Annotated in this window: 15 protein-coding genes, 1 tRNA gene and 1 pseudogene; all 17 read right to left on the bottom strand. The window is 52.1% G+C overall.

Features of this window, described 5'->3' with window-relative positions; all coding sequences use genetic code 11:
- Window positions 1-449: 449 nt before the first annotated feature.
- On the bottom strand, window positions 450-2,477 hold the full coding sequence (locus tag AB4O23_RS02635) for an ATP-binding protein (RefSeq protein ID WP_460062073.1): 2,028 nt from the start codon (window positions 2,475-2,477) through the stop codon (window positions 450-452).
- A 243-nt stretch (window positions 2,478-2,720) separates the two neighbouring features.
- Window positions 2,721-2,996, bottom strand: a complete 276-nt coding sequence (locus AB4O23_RS02630; RefSeq protein WP_460062070.1) for a hypothetical protein — start codon at window positions 2,994-2,996, stop codon at window positions 2,721-2,723.
- Window positions 2,993-3,973, bottom strand: a complete 981-nt coding sequence (locus AB4O23_RS02625; protein ID WP_460062068.1) for an integrase domain-containing protein — start codon at window positions 3,971-3,973, stop codon at window positions 2,993-2,995. Before AB4O23_RS02625 ends, AB4O23_RS02630 begins: the two co-directional genes overlap by 4 nt.
- Window positions 3,974-4,878: 905 nt before the next feature.
- Complete coding sequence (locus tag AB4O23_RS02620; protein ID WP_460062065.1) at window positions 4,879-6,207, bottom strand: tyrosine-type recombinase/integrase; 1,329 nt, start codon at window positions 6,205-6,207, stop codon at window positions 4,879-4,881.
- Window positions 6,208-6,736: 529 nt separating this feature from the next.
- Window positions 6,737-7,081: a hypothetical protein gene (locus tag AB4O23_RS02615; RefSeq protein WP_460062063.1), complete on the bottom strand. Its 345-nt coding sequence runs from the start codon at window positions 7,079-7,081 to the stop codon at window positions 6,737-6,739.
- Window positions 7,082-7,103: 22 nt separating this feature from the next.
- Window positions 7,104-8,036, bottom strand: coding sequence for a thymidylate synthase (locus AB4O23_RS02610; protein WP_460062061.1), 933 nt, complete (start codon window positions 8,034-8,036; stop codon window positions 7,104-7,106).
- Entirely contained in the window at window positions 8,036-8,380 is a 345-nt protein-coding gene (locus AB4O23_RS02605; protein ID WP_130872319.1) for a MazG nucleotide pyrophosphohydrolase domain-containing protein, read from the bottom strand. The genes AB4O23_RS02610 and AB4O23_RS02605 overlap by 1 nt, the downstream gene beginning before the upstream one ends.
- Complete coding sequence (locus tag AB4O23_RS02600; protein ID WP_460062058.1) at window positions 8,377-9,258, bottom strand: hypothetical protein; 882 nt, start codon at window positions 9,256-9,258, stop codon at window positions 8,377-8,379. Before AB4O23_RS02600 ends, AB4O23_RS02605 begins: the two co-directional genes overlap by 4 nt.
- Window positions 9,248-9,895 (bottom strand): dTMP kinase, encoded by a 648-nt coding sequence (gene tmk, locus AB4O23_RS02595; RefSeq protein ID WP_460062056.1) that lies wholly within the window; start codon window positions 9,893-9,895, stop codon window positions 9,248-9,250. The genes AB4O23_RS02600 and tmk overlap by 11 nt, the downstream gene beginning before the upstream one ends.
- On the bottom strand, window positions 9,892-10,698 hold the full coding sequence (locus AB4O23_RS02590) for a metallophosphoesterase family protein (protein WP_460062054.1): 807 nt from the start codon (window positions 10,696-10,698) through the stop codon (window positions 9,892-9,894). The genes tmk and AB4O23_RS02590 overlap by 4 nt, the downstream gene beginning before the upstream one ends.
- A gap of 182 nt (window positions 10,699-10,880) precedes the next feature.
- On the bottom strand, window positions 10,881-11,189 hold the full coding sequence (locus AB4O23_RS02585) for a hypothetical protein (RefSeq protein WP_460062052.1): 309 nt from the start codon (window positions 11,187-11,189) through the stop codon (window positions 10,881-10,883).
- Window positions 11,186-12,166: an integrase domain-containing protein gene (locus tag AB4O23_RS02580; RefSeq protein WP_460150385.1), complete on the bottom strand. Its 981-nt coding sequence runs from the start codon at window positions 12,164-12,166 to the stop codon at window positions 11,186-11,188. The genes AB4O23_RS02585 and AB4O23_RS02580 overlap by 4 nt, the downstream gene beginning before the upstream one ends.
- An 899-nt stretch (window positions 12,167-13,065) precedes the next feature.
- Window positions 13,066-14,388: a tyrosine-type recombinase/integrase gene (locus tag AB4O23_RS02575; RefSeq protein WP_460062048.1), complete on the bottom strand. Its 1,323-nt coding sequence runs from the start codon at window positions 14,386-14,388 to the stop codon at window positions 13,066-13,068.
- Window positions 14,389-14,560: 172 nt separating this feature from the next.
- Window positions 14,561-14,636, bottom strand: a tRNA-Thr gene (locus AB4O23_RS02570).
- A gap of 121 nt (window positions 14,637-14,757) precedes the next feature.
- A pseudogene (locus tag AB4O23_RS02565) lies at window positions 14,758-16,135 on the bottom strand (HlyD family type I secretion periplasmic adaptor subunit).
- Window positions 16,125-18,278: a type I secretion system permease/ATPase gene (locus AB4O23_RS02560; protein WP_017526005.1), complete on the bottom strand. Its 2,154-nt coding sequence runs from the start codon at window positions 18,276-18,278 to the stop codon at window positions 16,125-16,127. Before AB4O23_RS02560 ends, AB4O23_RS02565 begins: the two are co-directional and overlap by 11 nt.
- Before the next feature lie 44 nt (window positions 18,279-18,322).
- Entirely contained in the window at window positions 18,323-19,675 is a 1,353-nt protein-coding gene (locus AB4O23_RS02555) for a TolC family outer membrane protein (protein ID WP_068936928.1), read from the bottom strand.
- Window positions 19,676-19,799: the final 124 nt, after the last annotated feature.

Here is a 19,799-nt window from a genome sequence, read left to right as displayed (position 1 = left end):
ATAGTGGCACTTGTTTCAATTGATGCTGTGTGTTCCTGCATGGGGCGGCGGAGAAGGGCACTGCATCGAAAGTATCAGGTGATCGAAGATAAAGTTGGAGCATTAACGGTGCGAGCGAGTTTTGGTGATGTGCTCAGTCGAATCTCTGAAGCGTTAGCAATCGATGATCATTAAGCTGGTTTCTTTGTGCTACGGGCTAGTTACCTTAAAGCTAACGTCAGCGCCCACTGTAATAACTTTCGGTGCAGCCCACAATCCCGCTACCATAGGACTTGTTGGTATAGCGGGGAGGGGGCGGTATATCATCATTAAAGCTAGACTTAGCTTGCTAGATGCGGCTTTTTATAAGTTATAGCTCCTCAGCGCATCTCTGGCGCCCGCGCCGCTTAATATGCTGAGTCACGATAAAAAAGTTATCCGGTCTGCCCCGTCTAAGCTAAATCCCTGTCTTAGTTGGATGGGAGACCCAGCTTGGTGAAGAATGCACTATTTCGCTCCCTAGCGGACCTGACTAACTGATTAAATGAGATAACTTCTATGTAGGATTTATAGTTGTCATTGTATCCAAAGTAACCCATGCCATCCGCAGTGATAGTTAGGTTTGCTTGCTTACACCGTTTTGTCATCGTTTCGGTCAAGTCGCATAAGATATAACAGTAGCCGGGGATTGACTTTGATCCAGGAATCAGCAAGCCGGACTTTGTTTTTGCTTGCCCCTCTCGAACTCGCTCCAAGTAGCTGAGCGACTGTTGTATGGGGTCTTTATCTTCCCCCTCCTTCATGTCGTTGCGCATGGGGCGTTTAATTTCAATCACAGTAATGGATGCGAGTGGAAAAGATGGGCTGTTATTTACAAGCAGAGGATTGTCAAAAAGTCTAAGGCTGAGGATATCTGGTTCTTTGGTGGAGTTGCTATCTGTGATGGGCATGGCATTCAGGGTTTTGTCGGATGCCAAGTAGTTGTGAAAAGCTAAACGCTCATCAATTAACCAAAGATTGCAGTTGTCTAAGAATACTTCTGTAGAGTCTTTGCGCATTGGCATGATGAGTTCGTGGATTATGTCTTCCCGTGCGTATTTTTCATCGTTTAAAAGCCCAATAGACTTTTGGAGTAAATCAATAATTACTTTTCGATGGGACACGTAATTGGCAAGGTCAGATTTTTTTAGGTCTCCAGCCTTTTGTAAATATGCCTGTAGACGTATTTCATATTCTTCAAGATGCTCATCTCTAGACGGCTGCATAATGTCATGGCCTTCATGGAGTAGCTGGCGTTCGACCTCGTACCACTGGGCATGCAGGTGCAATTCTAAGTCTTTGTCCGATTTTTCCGGATCAACAATCAACTCTTCTTCATCAATATACGAAATGATGGGGCGGTAGCGTGGGGCTTTTTTGGAAATAAAGTCATCTACACGCATCTTACCGGCAGTAATATTTACGGATAATACTTCATTCAAGTATTCTTTGGCTCGGTCAAGCACTGATTCGCGAATCATTTTTAGACTGATTTCAGTGCCAGCAAAAATTCCATCAAATTCCTCTGCAATGTCGAAGGCCGTACGCTCACTTCTTACATGCTGATCGAGATAGCCAGAGGAAACATAGCAGGTGTATGTAAAGTCACCGGAGTCGTCAGCGATTTTTCCGTAGAGACCTGGTATCTTACCTTGAATGTTTTCTTCTTTAACCAAGCGATTTGCAGCGCATAGGGCAATCTGGTGTTTCTTATTGACTGATGCGCGAAATTTAATATGGGTCAACTCGAAGGGCTGCCCCATTATTGTTATTGTCTCCGGGTATGCACTTGAGTGCATATGGTCATCATAAAGCTTGTATAGATTTAATGTCTCTGACCCATCGACCAATGTGATTTCTGGTGCCCCTTCTGAACGCACGAAATACCATAAGCAATGCTCTAACAACTGGTTGGCAATAGCGTCAGACTTCGTGGGGACCGCTTTTCGGTACGATTCTTCGAAGTACTTTAAGTTAATGGTTGTTCCCGTTTCTTTACTTTCGGATGTGACCACGCTGTCGGCGTGTACCCCTAATTTTTCGTCAAATTGGAAAGAGCGTTTCTGGTAAGATTCGACTTCACTCAAAAATGTACTGGTGACTTCAACCTGCTTAAAAGCCTTTAACCACATTAAACGCCCAACACCCCGGCAACCTTTTTCAATTTTGTGATCGGAGTCAAGAGTTTTGAATGATGAAAAATTAGTGTCATTAAAGCCGCAGCCATTGTCGGAGATACTGAATCCTGTGATCGGGCTTGTCGTTTTTGTTCCGATTTCGAGAAGTTCTTGGGGAGATCGGAGAATGTGGAGGGTGATTCTACCGCCAGATTCTAAATTACCTTTCTCTTCAATGGAGTGAATCGAGTTAACCACTGCTTCAAATACTGGCATCAACCCATGGCTTTTGGGCAGTGAAGTATTGCGTAACCGTCCCTTTAAGTTTGTTTGTAGGCTCACTGTTCACTCCATTGATAGTCATGACTGGGGCGAAAATACGGTATCTATTAGCTCATCTAGTTCTTCGCGCTGTGGAGTCTAGATTAGGCTTATACTCCCAAAGCAGGCAATAACAATGCAAGAGCTTTAGCGTGAGGTGGGGGGAGGCGGGTGAGGTCGCAATTCGCTCGACCTTAGCGGCTGACGCTAGTGCTTTAATTTGAGTAGCCTAGCGACAGTCCGTTGCCGATTGCTGACCTTGGCCTAGCGGTTGAACTGCCAGGATTTTCCTAAGCGCTCAATGAGCAAGTGCACGGTCAGCAGATAGTAATACCGTGTCGATTCAGCGTTCTGGTTCAAGTGGTGATTTAGAAACCACGTGAGATGCTTTTGCTGCCAAGTCCATGGATTATTGCGTTGCCAGCGCTCAGCGATTGCTGTTTGGATAGCTTTCGCCTGATGAATGTGGCGTTGGCGGGTTGTGTACGAACCGGTCAGGATGCCCGCCAGGAACAGTTCCATATCAAATGGCTTGCTCATGCTCGCCCCCCAATATAAGCCGATACCACGTCGATACGGCCGTGTCCAAGCTCATGGCTGATTTGCACTCGGGCCTTCTGATCGAGGTGATGGTCGAGCTGGTAGCAATTGCCGCCGCTGATTGGCGCAAGGTGATGCGTGATCTGCTCATAGCGTTCGCACGCATAGGCCGCTCTTAATTCGTGGAAGCCTTTGAGGCCGTGAATTTGGAGGATGTAGCGGGCCGGGCGGACGATTCGCTGTTGGAAATCGAGATAGCATTCGTTCGGCGCAAGCAGGTTGCGGCTGCCGTCGGGTGAGACCTGTTCGGCATACCTGATCGCTTCGTGAATATGCTCATCCACCTCGATCCAACGAGGAGCTGACGCACCCGAACGGCCACCTTTAGTGCCATCCTGGATGTTGATCTTCCCGTATTGTTCAGACTCGCGCTTCAGGCGCGGAAGGTCGGCCAAAATCGCCTCACGCAAACGCATACCGGTGGCTCGCGCTAACTGAGCGATGGCCGCGACGCGCGGCTGCTGGTTTTCGCAAAGTACCTCTACGATCCGCTTCACCTGTTCGCGGTCTTGACCCTGCGGCACTGAACGACGAACAGTGGTGCGCCGCATTCCCAGCGCCTTACTCGGGCTCGGCACTCTCACATACTGATCACCGCGAAGCGCGGCCATGGTCCGATTCACACTGGACAACCGGTTTTGCGCAGTGGCGATGGTCAGCTCACCCTGTTCAACTTGTTGGCGCAGATGTCCGGCGTAGTCCTGCAAGGTCTGCCGATCAATTTGTCGCGCATCGTTAAACCCTGGTCCATCCTCCGAGCGACACCAGCGGACAAACGCCTGCCACCGATCGCTGTGCGCCTTGACCGTGCCGTAATGCCCACCGCCAAACAGATCTTTCAATGCCTGTGGCCCGGCATAACTCAGTTGCCGTCCATAGCCAAAATTGCGTCCATCCCATCTACCCACCAATGCCATGATCAAACTCCTCTCGAAGCCAAACCCTTAAAACCTTCCCCACGTCATCCCGCCAAAGAATGTTGAGTGTTATCAGGGATCAAGGCCCCTGCGACCTGTGAGGGTTGTCCACTAACGCGGGATTGGCGGCTCTTTACGACCGGGAGCTTGGGCATCTCATGATCTGGCCTCCTGAGCACTTCCGAGGAAGTGGGCGGGTGGAGGCTGCGCTGGCTGACGAGACCGACGCCGCGAGATCTTGAGTCAGGTGAAGGCAGTGATGCGATGACCGGGGCATGCCTGACTGTCAGTCAGGTGCAGTCCATTCCTTGGGCAGCGGCACCATCATCTACATCGCTGTTGCTGGTGATTTCGGTGTTTGTCACGCCGATTGTCACGAGGGGAAATGCCGCAAAGCCTTGTACGAGTTGGGCTGCAGCAGCGGTAGGAGCGCCCGTCTCTTTCCAGAAGAAAGAGACGGGCGCAGGTTGGCGCAGTGAAATGGCCAAGCGGATAGGTTGCTGCAGGGCAGTTGGGTAGGGGGATGTATTTGCCGCAATGGCAATGATCTGAAGTAGGCATCCATCACTCGGTGAGTGACCGTGCAAGCCGCCGGACGCTAATCGCACTTTGGGAGAACCACCACGATGGGCGTAGCCTCAAAGGTTCTGGCTACCTGGGTTGCTGTCAAAGACAGCGCTTTGCCCGATCTTTTCTACGCCTGTGGATAATTCGGGTCAAGGCTCGAATTGTCGGGGTTTCTGCGGCTGTGGATGAAATTATCCACCGGTGGAAATCTATGGTTTTCCACAGACAATTTGCGTGGGCTTTAGATTTTTTAAATGAGGTCCATCCAAGCAGGGCGGCTTTGCAGCCCCGCTTGGATGGACCCGCGTGGAAGGGCGGACAACGGTGATCTCACAGGCTTACCCACGTTTGGATGCGCCACGGCTATTTTGTAGGGCCGTGATGTTGTCGCCGACTGGGTGAGCGAATTCGTGGGGTGTCACATGCCCATGGCGGTTGGCGTCGATGTAGTTGCTCCACCACGCCATGATCAGCCTGCGCTGCTCCAGAAATTCAGCTTTGTGGATATACGCGGCGCGCACGCGGTTGCGTTCCTTGTGGCTCATTTGTCTTTCGATGGCTGCGTCGGTCCATAACCCGGACTCCAGTAGGGCGCTACAGGCCATGGTCCTGAAGCCGTGGCCGCACACGTCCTTGCTGGTGTCATAGCCGACGTTGCGGAGCATGGTGTTCACCGTGTTCTCGGACATGGGCTTCCAGTACTTGTGGTCGCCCGGTAGCACTAACTCTGAAAAGCGACTGAGGCTGCGCAGGCGCTCCAGTATTTTGATGACCTGCGGCGATAGCGGAACCATTTGAATGTCGCCGTTCATCTTGGTCCCACGTGTGGAGTTGCGTACCCCTTCAATCGGTGCGCGCGTGTCGGGGATTTCCCACATGGCACGTTGGAAATCGAACTCACTCCATCGTGCGAAGCGCAGTTCGCTGGAGTGGACGAATACGTGCAGCGTCAACAGGACGGCAAGGCGCGTCAGCTCGCGGCCGTTGTAGTTGTCGATACGGTGCAGCAGTTCGGGTAGGCGGCTGAGAGAGAGGGCTGGGCGATGGACTGTGCGCGGCGCGTGAATCGAGCCTGCCAGATCCAGTGCAGGATTCATGGTGATCTGCCGAGCCCTTTTGGCCCCGCGCATGATGGTGGATAAGTAGTTCTGTACCCTCAACGCCACATCCATGGTGCCGCGTTCCTTGATGCGCTGGGTGATTTCTAGCAGATCGTGGGTATCGAGTTCTGCGATGGGGCGTTGGCCGATCAGCGGGAAGACGTGGGTGCGCAGTCGGCTCATTACGGTTTTTGCGTGGCCTTCGGTCCAGCGGCGGGACATATCGGCGTGCCACTCCAGGGCGACGGTTTCGAAAAGCAGTGCCGCCCGCTGGGCTACGATCTTGGCCTTCTTCTTTTCTTCCATTGGGTCGAGGTTGTCGAGCAGCAACGCCTTGGCTTCGTCTCGCTTACGTCGTGCGACTGAAAGGGTAACGATGGGGTAATTGCCGATGATGAGCGTACCTTCCTTGCCGCTGGGCTTGGTGTACTTCAAGCGCCAGGTCTTCACGCCATTGGGTTTGACGAAAAGGTACATACCTCCGCCGTCGAACAGCTTGTAGGCGCGTTCGCGGGTTTTGGCCGTGCGGCATTGCAGGTCGCTGAGAGGGATCGCTAGGCGTGGCATAGGGGTACGCGCTCCTGACCGGAAAATCGCAGTACCCCTAACATACCCTCGGGGAAGGGGGATTTTGTTGGATCCCGACAGAGGGTCCTGGAACGAAAAAACCCGCCAAAGGGCGGGTTTTCGGGGCTTCCAGAGCATTCGGTGGAATGCAATGGAGCCTAATGTGGTGCGGCACCAGGAATCGAATAATTATGTATTATCTTGTTTACTATAGCTTTTTATATGGCGCAAAAAAATCTATCTCAAAAACTACCCTTTACCCACACGTTTGATCTGGGGTGAGTATGAAGTCCCCGAAGGCGTTACTTTTTTCGAAGCCTATGCTACTAGTAGCCTTCGCCGGAGGTAGCGGGTGCGACTATATTTTGTTGAAATGGTTTAAAAAGTGACGGATTTGAAAATAAAAAATGTCGCTGATGCTAATGACCTAATTGATAATTTCTGTGGGGCATGTAATAAGTCGTGATAATTTTCGCAGCAAGATATGTCGTGGGTTGAGCGCTAAAAAGAGAAATGCATTACAAAGTTTTTATTTGATAATTGAACAAAGGTCTTCTTCTAGCGAAGATAACGGAATGATAGGTTGGCTTTCCAATGAAAGATCTTTCAGTATTGATTTTATATTGTTGCTCAAACGACTTCTGAATTGTGGGATATTTACAAGTTCAGTATCTACTTTTGTCCAAGCCAGACATGTAACTACGTAGCACAAAAAATCTGTGCCGCTAAGTGTGGAGAACGGATATTTATCAATATTCTTGGAGTTAAAGATGATTGCCTTTAGCTCGTTTTCTTTATCAATATTGTTCATGGCGATGAGCTTTATGGCATTGGCGGCTTCGCTCGGCTCATCGTTCAAAATATTTGGAAACATAAAGTCGTGTCCTATTGGGTATCTACTTTTTTGATTCAGCCCAAAGCTTACTGCTGATGCCGAAATTATCATAAGGTAATTTCGCTATAAAATCAAGTTTGGCTCCGCCATTTTTAAGAGTCCAGTAGTTGTGTAAAATGTCTCTCGTTTTTTGTGAAACTATATTGCTGATATCTGAATTTGATATTTTTTCAAATTCATCGATTATGCATTCGGAGATGTAAATGGCTGAAGGTGCTCTTTGCCATGATTCTATTTCTTCTTGCGAGTTGGTTTGTATTATTTCATCTGTACGGTCGAAGTCGCGCTCATATAGATGTAGTGAGTCCGTGAAATGTCGTTGAATGCCTATAGATACGTTGAGTCTCTTAGCAATGTGTCGTTGGAGTATGTTAAAGACAAAAACGTTGTACGGGATCCCTAAGAATATGTCGTTGGATCTGTTTAGCACCGTTATATCAAGGCATTTGTTTCGAATTTTCATGCAGATTGAAACGTTGCATGGGATGTCGTGTGATGAATTATTGTCGAGGTCATCAGTGCTGTATAGTGTAATTACGGCCCGTCTTGAATTCGGTTCGCTAGATAGAAGCCTAATGACAGATTCTATTTGATCCTTTCCAAAATATTTTTTTATTCTGTAACCATATGCTCCGTTAAGTGAGTGGCCATCGTCAGAGTATTTGTCGTAGCCTTGAACTATTTTATTTAACCCTTCAAGGGTATTTTCACCGTTGAGTATCCATGCGGCTTCTATAATGGCGAAGTACGGATTGTAGTTTCTGTTTTTTAAAGTTAGGAATTGATCGTGAGCATTCTTGAACTCAAAGTATGCGGGTCCAAGGTCAAATACTTTTCCAACCCTAGAGTCGGTTGTTAGATGGCTTTCTGAACGAATGGTTTTGAGTGCGGAAAGATAAACGCTATTTATGTTCTCTCCAGAAAATATGTGCATCAAAGAGTCCTCTTGAAACGAAGTTTGTTGTGCTCGATCTTGTTGAGTACTGCTTGTTCAATATCTATGTCTGCTTGATTGGATATTTTGGTTAGATAAATAAAAATGTCTGCGAGCTCTTCACTCAATTCTGCTTTAGCCTGATCCCAAGTAAAGTCGCCACGAGTTACTTTCTTCAACACGTTGCAGAATTCGCCAACCTCTCCCGCGAGGCAAACAGCCAAGTGCTCAAGATCTGGGACGTTATTTTCAGTGATTTCAATGTAAAATGGCTGCTTTTCCCCTGTATGCCCTAGGTCAAATTGCTTTTGAATTTCTTTTAGCTCCGCAAGTGATTTGCTCATTTTTCTAGCTCCTCTGCGATAGCAACAATTTTATTCTGAAATTCCTGGTTCAAGTTCTCAATTTCAGGATGGTGAGAGGACCGCCGTCTTAATTCTAGTAGTGCCTCAGCTGCGCTGATTGCTCCACTTGCGTTAAGAGTAATTAATCTTTTATTGAATCCTTTAAAAGCATCTTTCTCGACAGAAATAACCAAGTTTTTTATCGATTCAGTCTTTATAACCGTTGATGGTAGGCTTTTTTCTCTGAGCATCGCGGCTACTTTTTTCGGGTTGTCGATTAAAGTGGTATAAAGATCAATTGGGTTAATTCTATCTATTTCTGGAACTGTAAGTGTATTGATGTTCCGGTTTTTATATGCTCTAAATGCAAATATCGTAATGTTGACATTATTGAATTCTGGTATTGATTTGTGAATTTCACAGATCTTAAGTCGGAGCTCTTCGAGGTTTATTCTTAAGAATTTAGATACCTCTAATGCCCTGAAGTAAGATGTGCAGTAAAGTACATCCTCGTGGATGTTGCACTGCATTAGCATAAAGGAAGGAATAGGCTTATCGCCGGTACCTGAAATGTCCGCTTGTGCAATAAGCGAAAGCAACGCCCTGTTACTGGTCTTTTTGTATTGGAGTTCAGAGATGATGTGTTCAAGACCATCTTTGATATACTCCCCATGATTAATCTGCAGCTCTTCAGGTTTTTCAAGAGCTGCCCAGCGGCTCGCCTCCTCAGTAACATCAGCGAGAGGTTTTTGCTTTAGATCAACTACACTGATAAGGTGCGACGCAATATAATTCAGAGAAAAGTTATCGCTTACTTCCTGCTCCGCATTGCCAGCTATTTCTTCAAGCGAGGATATTGGAACTACTTCAATTTTCAATTCTTTGCTCCACGCGCTCTACAATCTTGTTATGAATTTCTTCGACTTTGTCGGTGGCATTCAAAATAAGCAAATCACCATTGTAAGTTTTAAAAAATGAGTCGTAGTTGTCTTTGGCTTTAACAAGTTTTTTACTGTTTTCGTACTCGTCTTTAAAGACCCGCTCATCTATTCTGGATACCGATACCGAGGCTGGATTATCTAAATAAACTACAAGATCTGGGTTAGGGAACCTTTCATTCAAGGTTTTTACAAACTGTATGTCGCTTTCATTTGTGCAGTGGTAGGCGTATGACGAGAAAAAGTACCTTGTAGAAATTACGGTATACCCTTTGTTGATAAGGCTATAAACCCCGTCAATAGTGTTGAAAAGATGGTCGTGGCGATCTGCGGCAAACAGGTAAGCCATCTGCTCATCAAATAAATCGGCAGTTGATATTATAGGATTTTGGCCCTTAGGCATGCTTACGCGACCTTTGAAAATTTGTCTTATCAGATCTCCAATTGGTCCGTTTGACGGCTCGCAAGTTAAATGGGATTTTTTACCTTTTTTGGATAAATATTTGTATAGCAGTTCTGATTGGGTTGAAGTTCCCGAGCCGTCAATGCCTTCAAATACAATAAATTTACCTTTCACTTAATTACACCTGTTGTCAATAATCCAGGAACTTCGTCAGGGGTCAAGATGAACGGCGTCACGGTACCTGATTCGGCATCAAGTAGACTGAATCCGTTGCTGTATCCTCTCCCATGATAGCTCATAGATCTAGCAGATAAAATGCGAATTTTATTATTTCCACATACCAAGTCTAATTTTGAGTGCTGATGCCCGTGTAGGACATAATCGAAGCCTGATTGGTCAAGATGATAAAGGAATGAATAGGCGTTACGAGTGGTTGAAGTATCGTTGATTTCTTGCCCAATCAAGTGGTGATGCGTAACAGCAATTCTACGTTTCCATTGCTGCAAATTGGCTTTTTCATTATCTAGCATGGCAAATGTTGCATCTGGAATCTGTCCGTAGGTGTGGTCGAGATGTGATGCAGAGTTAACTAGCAAGAAACATAGTTGTTGAATGTTGAGCAATATTGAGTTGTTGTTGGTGAAGGATATTGCACTATCCCTTCTTAGGGTATAGATAAAACGGTCAAATTCTTTAAAAGGTTCTCCTTCTCGAGCTATATCGTGGTTCCCAGGACAGGCAATGACATTGGCTCTAGCAATTCCACAGGATTCCATTATTTCACTAAAAAAAACCTCCGCATCTCTGTAACCCTGCTGGCAGGCCTTGAACGTAATATCCCCGCTAATGATAAGTATTTTATCGCCTTCTGTATCATTGATCTTCTTGATTAATGCTTTTTTAATTTCTTGCCTGTTAAAGGTTGGGGAGGGATCACCAAAATGGGTGTCGGAAATATGAATTAAATTGGTGGGCATTTTCTGGGTCCTAATTATTGATTGTTGAGGTTAAATGTTTTGGGTGATTATACGTCGCATTTAACTTCGTAAGCTCTTATGGCGTATCATACCAAAGCTCCCTCGCCAAGCCCACTGTGTAATTTTAATTGATTTGCGCAGCATTAAGTGTTTTGGGTGTGTAAGTGCTCATGACTATGCCATTAGATATTGCTCCTGTTTTGGGTTTTTAATTGTTTTATGTTTGGCTGCCAAGGTTTTCCTAAGCGAAGTGTGATTAGTCTGGTAGTCAGAAGATAATAATAGCGTGTTGATTGAGTCTTTTGATTTAAGTGGTGGTTGAGAATCCACGTTAGATGTTTCTGTTGCCAGCTCCATGGGTTATTTAGGTGCCAGCGGTCATAGATCGCAGCCTGAATGGTTTTGGCTTGCCGTATATGACGTTGCTGTGTGGCCTGCCCTCCTGTTAAAACGCCTTTTAAGAAAAGCTCCATATCGAATGGTTTATTCATACCCGACCACCGATATACGCCGATACCACGTCGATTCGACCATGTCCCAGCTCATAGCTGATTTGTAAGCGTGCCTCTCGATCAAGGCGTGGATCGAGGCGCCTGCACCTGCCCCCGTTAATGGGTGCTAGGTGATGGGTGATCTGCTCATAGCGTTCGCACGCATAAGCCGCACGCAGTTCGTGGAAGGCTTTGAGGTTGTGCGTATGGAGGATATCTCGGGCGGGGCGGACGATTTCCCGTTGGAAATCGAGGTAGCTCTCGTTCGGTGCCAGCAGGTTGCGGCTACCGTCGGGTGAGACCTGTTCGGCGTACCTGAGCGCTTCGCGAATATGGTCATCCACCGTGATCCAACGAGGCGCGGTTGCGCCGCCGCGGCCACCTTTGGTGCCGTCCTGGATGTTGATTTTGTCGTAGTGTTCGGCTTCACGTTTTAGGCGGGGAAGATCGGCCAAAATGGCCTCGCGCAAGCGCATGCCGGTGGCTCGCGCCAACTGAGCGATGGCCGCGGCGCGAGGCATTTGGTGTTCGCAGAGCACGTCGACGATCCGCTTCACCTGTTCGCGGTCTTGGCCCTGCGGCACCGAGCAACGAACATTGGTGCGCCGCATTCCCAGCGCTTTGCTCGGACTCGGCACTTTCACATTCAGATCACCGCGAAGCGCCGCCATGGTTCGGTTCACGCTGGACAATCGGTTTTGCGCGGTGGCGATGGCGAGCTCACCTTGTTCAACTTGCTGCCGCAGATGTCTGGCGTAATCGAGCAAAGTCTGCCGAACAATCTGCCGAGCATCGTTAAACCCTGGCTCATCCTCCGACCGACACCAACGCACAAACGCCTGCCAGCGATCACTGTGCGCTTTGACCGTCCCGTAATGCCCGCCGCCAAACAGATCACGTAGCGCCTGTGGCCCGGCATAACTCAGTTGCCGTCCATAGCCAAAGTTCCGCCCGTCCCGTCTACCGACCAATGCCATGATCAAACTCCTCTCGAAGCCAAACCTTTAAAACCTTCCCCACGTCATCCCGCCATGAATGCTGAGTGTTATCAGGGATCAAGGCCCCTGCGACCTGTGAGGGTTGTCCACTAACGCGGGACTGGCGACTCCTTACGACCGGGAGCTTGGGCATCTCATGATCTGGCCTCCTGAACACTTCCGAGGAAGTGGGCGGGTGGAGGCTGCGCTGGCTGACGAGACCGGCGCCGCGAGATCCTGAGTCGGGTGAAGGCAGTGATTCGATGACCGGGGCATGCCTGACTGTCAGTCAGGTGCAGTCCATTCCCTGGGCTGCGGCACCATCATCTGCATCGCTGTTGCTGGTGACTTTTCGGTGTTTGTCACGCCGATTGTCATGAGGGGGAATGCCGCAAAGCCTTGTACGAGTTGGGCTGCAGCAGTGGTAGGAGCGCCCGTCTCTTTCCGGGAGAAAGAGACGGGCGCAGGTTGGCGCAAGGAAATGGCCAAGCGGATAGGTTGCTGCAGAGCAGCTAGGAAGGGGGATGAGTTGCCACAGTAGAAGTAGGCATCCATCACATCGCTGTGACCGTGCGAGCCGCCGGACGCTAATCGCACTTTGGGAGAACCACCACGGTGTGGCGTAGCCTTAAAGGTTCTGGCTACCTGGGTTGCTGTCAACGACAGCGATTTGCCCGATCTTTTCTACGCTTGTGGATAATTTGGGTCAAGGCCCGAATTTTCAGGCGCTCTGCGGCTGTGGATGAAATTATCCACCGGTGGAAATCAGTGGTTTTCCACAGACAGTTGCGTGGGCTTTGGATTTTTTAGTGAGGTCCATCCAGACGGGGCGGCTTTGCAGCCCTGTCTGGATGGACCCGCGTGGACAAGCGGATCACTGAGATCTGAAGACCGAGCGCTTACTCGGTTGCGCCACGTTTTGCTTTTAGGCGAGCGACGTTCGCTCCGGTCTGGTTCGCGAATTCGTGTGGAGTGACATGCTCCTGCCGGTTGGCCTCCAGATACCGGCTCCACCAGTTCATGATCAGCCTGCGCTCCTCAATGAACTCGGCTTTGTGGATGTAAGCGGCGCGGACGTTGTTGCGCTCCTTGTGGCTCATCTGCCGTTCAATGGCTGTCTCCGACCACAATCCTGACTCGATCAGTGCGCTGCAGGCCATCGAACGAAAGCCATGGCCGCAGATTTCGGTTTTGGTGTCGTAGCCCATCTTTCGAAGCGCGCTGTTCACCGTGTTTTCAGACATAGGTTTCCAGGGCTTGGTATCGCCTGCAAACACCAGGTCGAATTTACCGGTGAGGACGTGGATCTGTTCAAGCAGGGCCACGGCTTGCGGCGATAAGGGTACAAGATGGATATCCCCGGCCATTTTTGTACCCCTTGTGGAAAAGGGGACGCCGTCCAACGCGGGACGGGTGTCGGGTATCTCCCAGGTGCCGCGCTTGAGGTCGAATTCGTTCCAACGGGCAAAGCGCAGTTCACTGGAGCGTACAAACACATGCAGCGAGAGCATGGCCGTCAGCCTGGTAAGTACGCGGCCGTTATAGTCCTCAATGCGCTCCTGCAATTCAGGCAGACGCGATAAGGGTAACGCTGGACGGTGAACAACCCTCGGGGCTTTGATCAAACCTTCAAGGTCGGAGGCAGGGTTTGCCGCGATCTGTCGAGCGCGCTTCGCCTCGCGCATGATGCTTTGCAGGTAGTTTTGTACCCTTAAAGCTACGTCAATTGTGCCTCGCTCCTGGATCGCTTCCAGAGGTTGCATCAGGTCATGGGTGTCCAAATCGACAATAGAGCGAGCGCCGATCAGTGGAAAGACATGGGTTTTGAGGCGGCTCAGAACCGTCTTGGCATGGCCTGGTGCCCATTTGGCAGACATCGCTTTGTGCCAGTCCAGGGCCGCGCTTTCAAAGGTTCGGCCTTGGACTGCGGCCTGCGTCTTAGCTTGTTGTTTGGACTCTATTGGATCGATGCCTTCCGCTAGCATCCGCTTCACCTCCAGGCGCTTATGGCGCGCATCGGCGAGACCGACCACAGGATAGTTGCCGAACGAAGTCAGTCCTTCGCGTCCATCAGGTTTGACATACCTGAGACGCCAGCCTTTACGGCCATTGGGTTGGACTAGGAGGTAGAGGCCGTCGCCGTCGAAAAGCTTGTAGGCGCGGTCGGTGGGCTTGGCTGCGCGGCAAGCCGAATCGGAGAGTGGTGCAGTGGTGCGCGACATAAGGGTACTCCTCCCTTTATCGAATGACCTTACCCCTATATCTATCCCTAAAACGGTCGGAATCCAACAGATTTTGACGGAATCTGACGGAACGCCAAAACGAAAAAACCCGCCAGAAGGCGGGTTTTTCGGGGGTTCCAGAGATTTTGAAAGCCTTCTCTGGAACCTTGTATGGTGCCGGCACCAGGAGTCGAACCCGGGACCTACTGATTACAAGTCAGTTGCTCTACCAACTGAGCTATACCGGCGTGTTAGGGCGACGATTATAGCGACTGCCAAGGTTCTGTAAACCCCTGAAATCTGACTATTTTTGCGAAAACCCAAGTTTTCGCAAATCTCCCCGCATTTCCCTACGTCCCTCGCGAAAAATCAACGCTCGTGCAGGGCCTCTGCGCGCGATTTGATGATGGGTTTGAGCAGGTAGCTCAAGATGCTTTTCTTGCCGGTGATGATGTCCACAGACGCCACCATGCCCGGGATGATCAGCAGTGGCTTCTCGTCGGTGCCCAGGTGGCTGCGGTCGGTGCGCAGTTTGATGATGTAGAAGGTGTTTTTCTTCTCTTCGTCCATCACGGTGTCGGCGCCGATGGTTTCGAGTTTGCCTTTGAGGCCGCCGTAGATGGTGTAGTCGTAGGCGGTGAATTTGATCATCGCTTCTTGGCCGGGGTGCAGGAAGGCGATGTCTTGCGGGCGGATTTTTGCTTCCACCAGCAGGGTGTCGTCCAGCGGGACGACTTCGGCCATGTCGCTGCCGGGCTGGATCACGCCGCCGACGGTGTTGACCAGCATCTGTTTGACGATGCCGCGCACGGGGGAGGTGACCATGGTGCGGCTGACGCGGTCTTCCAGGCCTTTGGAGGTCGCTTGGGCCTTGCTCAGGTTGGTGCGGGCTTCGTTCAACTGGGCGAGGGCTTCGCTGCGAAACTTGCCGCGGGTTTCATCGATTTTGCGCTGCACTTCGTTGATGGCGGCCTGGGCGCGGGGGATGGCCAGGGTGGTGCCGTCGAGCATGCCGCGGGTTTCTACTTCGGAGCGCTTGAGGCGCAGCACTTCCACCGGCGAGATCGCGCCTTGTTTGACCAAGGGTTCGGACATGCCGATTTCCTGGCGCAGCAGGTTCAGGCTGTTGCGGTATTGCTCCTGCTTGGAGCTGAATTCACGCGCCTCTTGCTGGCGTTGCAGCAGTTGTTGTTGCAGCCCGCCAATTTCGTCCGCCAGTTGCTGGCGGCGGCTCAGGTACAGCGATTCTTCGTTCGGAGGCCTGGTTGGGCACGGCTTTGCGCGCGTCCTCGGTGATGTTCAGCGGGCGATTTTCGATCTCTGCGCTAAGGCGCTCCACGCGCAGTTCCATGGCCACGCGGTCGGCTTCGGTTTCGCCGACGTTGGAGGCAAAGCGCGTGTCGTCCAGGCGCACCAGTGGCGCGCCGGCTTCGACGATCTGCCCTTCGTGCACGTAGATCTGAGCGACGATGCCGCCTTCCAGGTTCTGGATCTTCTGGATGCGCGACGACGGGATCGCCTTGCCGTCGCCCTTGGTGACTTCATCGATAATCGCAAAGTGTGCCCACAGCAACAGGAACACGAAGAAGCCGATCACGCCCCAGATGGTCAGGCGCACGATGCGCGGAGCATCGTCGATCAGGGCCTTTTCGACCTCGGGCAATGGCTGGTCATCGAGCGAATCGCTGCCCTTGAAATAGCGGAAGATCACGTCCTTCCAACGGCCTGAACCGGACTTAAGCAACACTGATCTGCCCCTTTTTCAGCGCTTCCATAACGGCCGCTTTTGGACCGTCTGCGAGGATCTGGCCACGGTCGATCACCAGCAGGCGATCGACCAGGCTCAGCAGCGAAGCACGGTGGGTGACGAGAATCACCGTCTTGTTTTCGATAACCGACTGCAAGCGTTGCTTCAGGCGTTCTTCACCGGTGTTGTCCATGGCGCTGGTCGGTTCGTCCAGCAGCAGAATCGGTGGGTTCAGCAGCAGCGCGCGGGCCAGGGCAACGTTCTGGCGCTGGCCGCCGGAAAGGTTTTGCCCGCGCTCGCCCACTTGCAGTTCGTAACCTTGCGGATGCAGCCTGGCAAATTCATGCACGCCGGCCAGCTCCGCGGCCTGCAGCACCATTTCATCATCCACATAGCGTGCACCGGACACGAGGTTGTCGCGCAAGGTGCCGGCCAGCAATTGGATGTCCTGGGCCACGTAGCCGATGTTATGCCGCAATTCGCTGACGTCGATTTGGCGGATGTCTACACCGTCCACCAGCAACGAGCCGGAGTCGGGTTGATACAGGCCCACCAACAGCTTGGCCAGCGAGCTTTTGCCCGAGCCGCTGCGGCCGATGATGCCGATCTTCTCGCCAGGGCGAACCGTCAGGTTGATGCCGCGCAGCGCCAGGTTCTGTTGGTTCGGGTAGGTAAAGTCGACCTCGCGGAACGTCATCGCGCCTTGCAGCGTTTTACGGCTGAGGGGGCGCTCGTCGAAGTTGCGTTCCTGCGGCAGCTCCATCATCTGGTCCACCGACACCATCGTCACCTTGGCTTGCTGGTAGCGCGTCAGCAGGCCCGACAGTTGCGCCAGCGGGCCGAGTGCGCGGCCGCTGAGCATGTAGCACGCCACCAGGCCGCCCATGCTCAGGGCGCCATCGATGATCTGGTACACGCCGAAGATGATCATCGCCACGCCCGCCACTTGCTGGATCAGCAGCGTGATGTTCATCGCCAGGCCAGACAGAACCTTCACCCGCAATTCCAGCCGGCTGAGGGTGCCAATGGTTTGTTCCCACTGGTATTGGCGTTCGCTTTCGGCGTTGTTGACCTTCACCGCATCCAGCCCGGCGAGGGTTTCGATCAGGCTCGACTGGCGTTCGGCACTCAGGGCCATGGTGCGCTCAAGTGTCGCGGTCAGCGGTTTTTGCAGGAAATGGCCGATACCCAGCGCCAGCGGGAAGGCGACGATGGGGATCCACACCAAGTGGCCGCCGAGCAGCGCGATTACCGCGAGGATGATCAGGGTAAACGGCAAATCGATCAGGCTGGCGAGGGTCAGGGAGGTGAGGAAGTCGCGCATCCCCTGAAACTCGTGGATGTTCGAGGCATAGCTGCCCACGCGTGCCGGGCGCATTTTCATCGACATGCCCACGATGCGCTCGAACAGCGTCGCGGAAATGATCAGGTCGGTTTTCTTGCCTGCCAGGTCCAGGCACAGGCTGCGCATGCTCTTGAGCAACAGATCGAACAGGTAGGCGCCGCAAATACCGATGGCCAGCACCCACAAGGTGGCCGTGGCCTGGTTCGGTACTACGCGGTCATACACGTTCATCACAAACAGGGGCGCGGCCAAGGCGATCAGGTTGATCACCAGGCTGGCGGCGATGGCGTCGGCGTACAGCCAGCGCGAACGTTTGAGGGTGTCTTTGAACCACGAGCGGGCCCGCGGGATCAGCGTGCCGCTGGTGACGTCAAATTTATGTTGCGGTTGGGCGAAGAAAACCCGACCGCTGTAATCTTGACTCAGCGCTTCGCGGCTAACCTGGACTTCGCCACCGTCGCTTTCGCTGAGCAACAGGCGGGCGGTGTCACCCTCCCATGCCAACAGCACCGCGCTGCGTCCTTCCTTGAAAAGCAGCAACGCCGGCAATGCGATGGACGGGATCTGCTCCAGCTTGCGCTGCAGCAAACGGCCCTGCAAACCCGCCCGGGCTGCTGCGCGGGGCAGCAGGTCGGGGCTCAGGCGCTGGCCCGCCAGGGGCAGGCCGGTGGTCAGCATGGCCCGGCTGGCAGGCTTGTAATGCAGGGAGCAGAGCGTCAACAACCCGTCCAGCAAGGGGTCGTCATGCTGACTGCGCGGGTCATGGTTGAGCTGCGCCACACCTATTTCAGAATCCAAGCTGACTCTCTCTTAAACGGTTGAGTGGTTCACGCCGTCAAGAATCAGTTCATCCCTGGCAGGTTTACCTTCGTTTTGACTTCGTTCTGCACAACTGATGCCAGCGGCGCAACGACGCCCTGACTTCTCAGCAATTGGCCCATATCGGCCTTGATGCGGTACTGCGTATAGATGTGCAGGCTTTTGATCTGTGCCAGGCGCTGCTGAGCGGTGAACAGCTCGTTCTCGCTGTCGAGCAAGTCGAGCAGCGTGCGCTCGCCCAGGCTGAACTGCTGCTGGTACGAGGTGCGCACTTTGTTGCTGCGGTCTACGTATTGCTGTGCGATCGGCACCTGCTGGCTGGCGTTATTGTAGGCGTTCCACGCCAAACCGAGTTCTTCATTCAACTGACGCAGGGCGTTGTTGCGAATATCCAGCGCCTGGCTGGCCTGGGACGCCTTGGACTGCAGGCTGGCTTTGTCGCTGCCGCCGTTATACAGGTTGAACTGCATGTTCAGCATCGCGGAGTAACCATTGTCATGGCCTTCTTCGCCGCCGATGTTGTTGTTGGCTGAACGCTGCAGCACTGCATCAAAGCGCGGGTAGAAAGTCGATTTGGCGGCTTCGTACTGCTTCTCGGCAGCGGCGATATCCGACTCGGCAGAGCGCAATACCGGGCTGTCCGCAATCATCTGGCGGCGGGCTTCATCCAGGCTGGCCGGTAGCGCGGTCACAATGCCCAGTGGTTTTTCCAGCTGGTCGGGCTCTTTGCCAACCACGCTCAAAAAGTTGGTATTGGCATCCGCCAGGTTGGTCTGCTCGGTGATCAGGTTGTTTTGGGCCTGGGCCAGTCGGGCTTCGGCCTGGTCCATGTCCGCCATTCTTCCGACGCCACGGCTGGTGCGCAGTTGGATCTGGTCAAAAATACGTTCGTGGCTTTTCAGGTTGTCTTCTGCCAGTTGCACCATCTCGCGACGGGTCAAGACATCCAGATAAACCTGGGCAACCGTCAGTGCGGTGCGCTCGGACGTATTGAGCAGCGCATACCCACGGGAGTTGGCGGTGGCTTGTTGGCGACCGACTTCATTGACGGTGCCAAAGCCTTGGAACAGATTTTGCTGAAGACGGATCGACGACTCGCCACGGTTCAGTGTTTTCCAGTCGTGGCTGTTGCTGGCGGCACGTGTGGAGGTGTTGTCCGAGCTTTCACGGCCATAACCGCCCAGCAAGTCGACCTTAGGCAGGTAGCCGCCTTGGGCTTCCCTGACCTGATAGTCGGCGGCAATGCGCGCATTGATGGCCGCCTGGATTTCCGGGTGGTTCTCCACGGCGGCTTGCATCGCTTCGGGAAGGGTTTGGGCCTGGACAAAACTGGCGGCTAGAGCAAACGGTATGGCTTTAAGAAGGTGCAAACGCATTCTGATTTTTCCCGGGGATTGGTTGCCTGAAAAACCGCAACAAATTGGAATATGCATTGGAGTGGCAACTCGAAATGCCCGTTTTTCTTGGACGCCTGAAGGCGCAAACAGAAAGTCGCGAGGC

Source organism: Pseudomonas sp. H2_A10 (genome assembly GCF_054680085.1).
The sequence above is the reverse complement of the archived record's forward strand: the minus strand, read 5'-3'. Positions and strand labels throughout refer to the sequence as shown.

What these genes read in the sequence shown, in the direction of transcription:
- AB4O23_RS02630 (WP_460062070.1), bottom strand. Translation starts at nt 2,996, where the DNA reads ATGAGCAAGCCATTTGATATGGAACTGTTCCTGGCGGGCATCCTGACC.
- AB4O23_RS02625 (WP_460062068.1), bottom strand. Translation starts at nt 3,973, where the DNA reads ATGGCATTGGTGGGTAGATGGGATGGACGCAATTTTGGCTATGGACGG.
- AB4O23_RS02620 (WP_460062065.1), bottom strand. Translation starts at nt 6,207, where the DNA reads ATGCCACGCCTAGCGATCCCTCTCAGCGACCTGCAATGCCGCACGGCC.
- AB4O23_RS02615 (WP_460062063.1), bottom strand. Translation starts at nt 7,081, where the DNA reads ATGTTTCCAAATATTTTGAACGATGAGCCGAGCGAAGCCGCCAATGCC.
- AB4O23_RS02610 (WP_460062061.1), bottom strand. Translation starts at nt 8,036, where the DNA reads ATGCACATATTTTCTGGAGAGAACATAAATAGCGTTTATCTTTCCGCA.
- AB4O23_RS02605 (WP_130872319.1), bottom strand. Translation starts at nt 8,380, where the DNA reads ATGAGCAAATCACTTGCGGAGCTAAAAGAAATTCAAAAGCAATTTGAC.
- AB4O23_RS02590 (WP_460062054.1), bottom strand. Translation starts at nt 10,698, where the DNA reads ATGCCCACCAATTTAATTCATATTTCCGACACCCATTTTGGTGATCCC.
- AB4O23_RS02585 (WP_460062052.1), bottom strand. Translation starts at nt 11,189, where the DNA reads ATGAATAAACCATTCGATATGGAGCTTTTCTTAAAAGGCGTTTTAACA.
- AB4O23_RS02580 (WP_460150385.1), bottom strand. Translation starts at nt 12,166, where the DNA reads ATGGCATTGGTCGGTAGACGGGACGGGCGGAACTTTGGCTATGGACGG.
- AB4O23_RS02575 (WP_460062048.1), bottom strand. Translation starts at nt 14,388, where the DNA reads ATGTCGCGCACCACTGCACCACTCTCCGATTCGGCTTGCCGCGCAGCC.
- AB4O23_RS02555 (WP_068936928.1), bottom strand. Translation starts at nt 19,675, where the DNA reads ATGCGTTTGCACCTTCTTAAAGCCATACCGTTTGCTCTAGCCGCCAGT.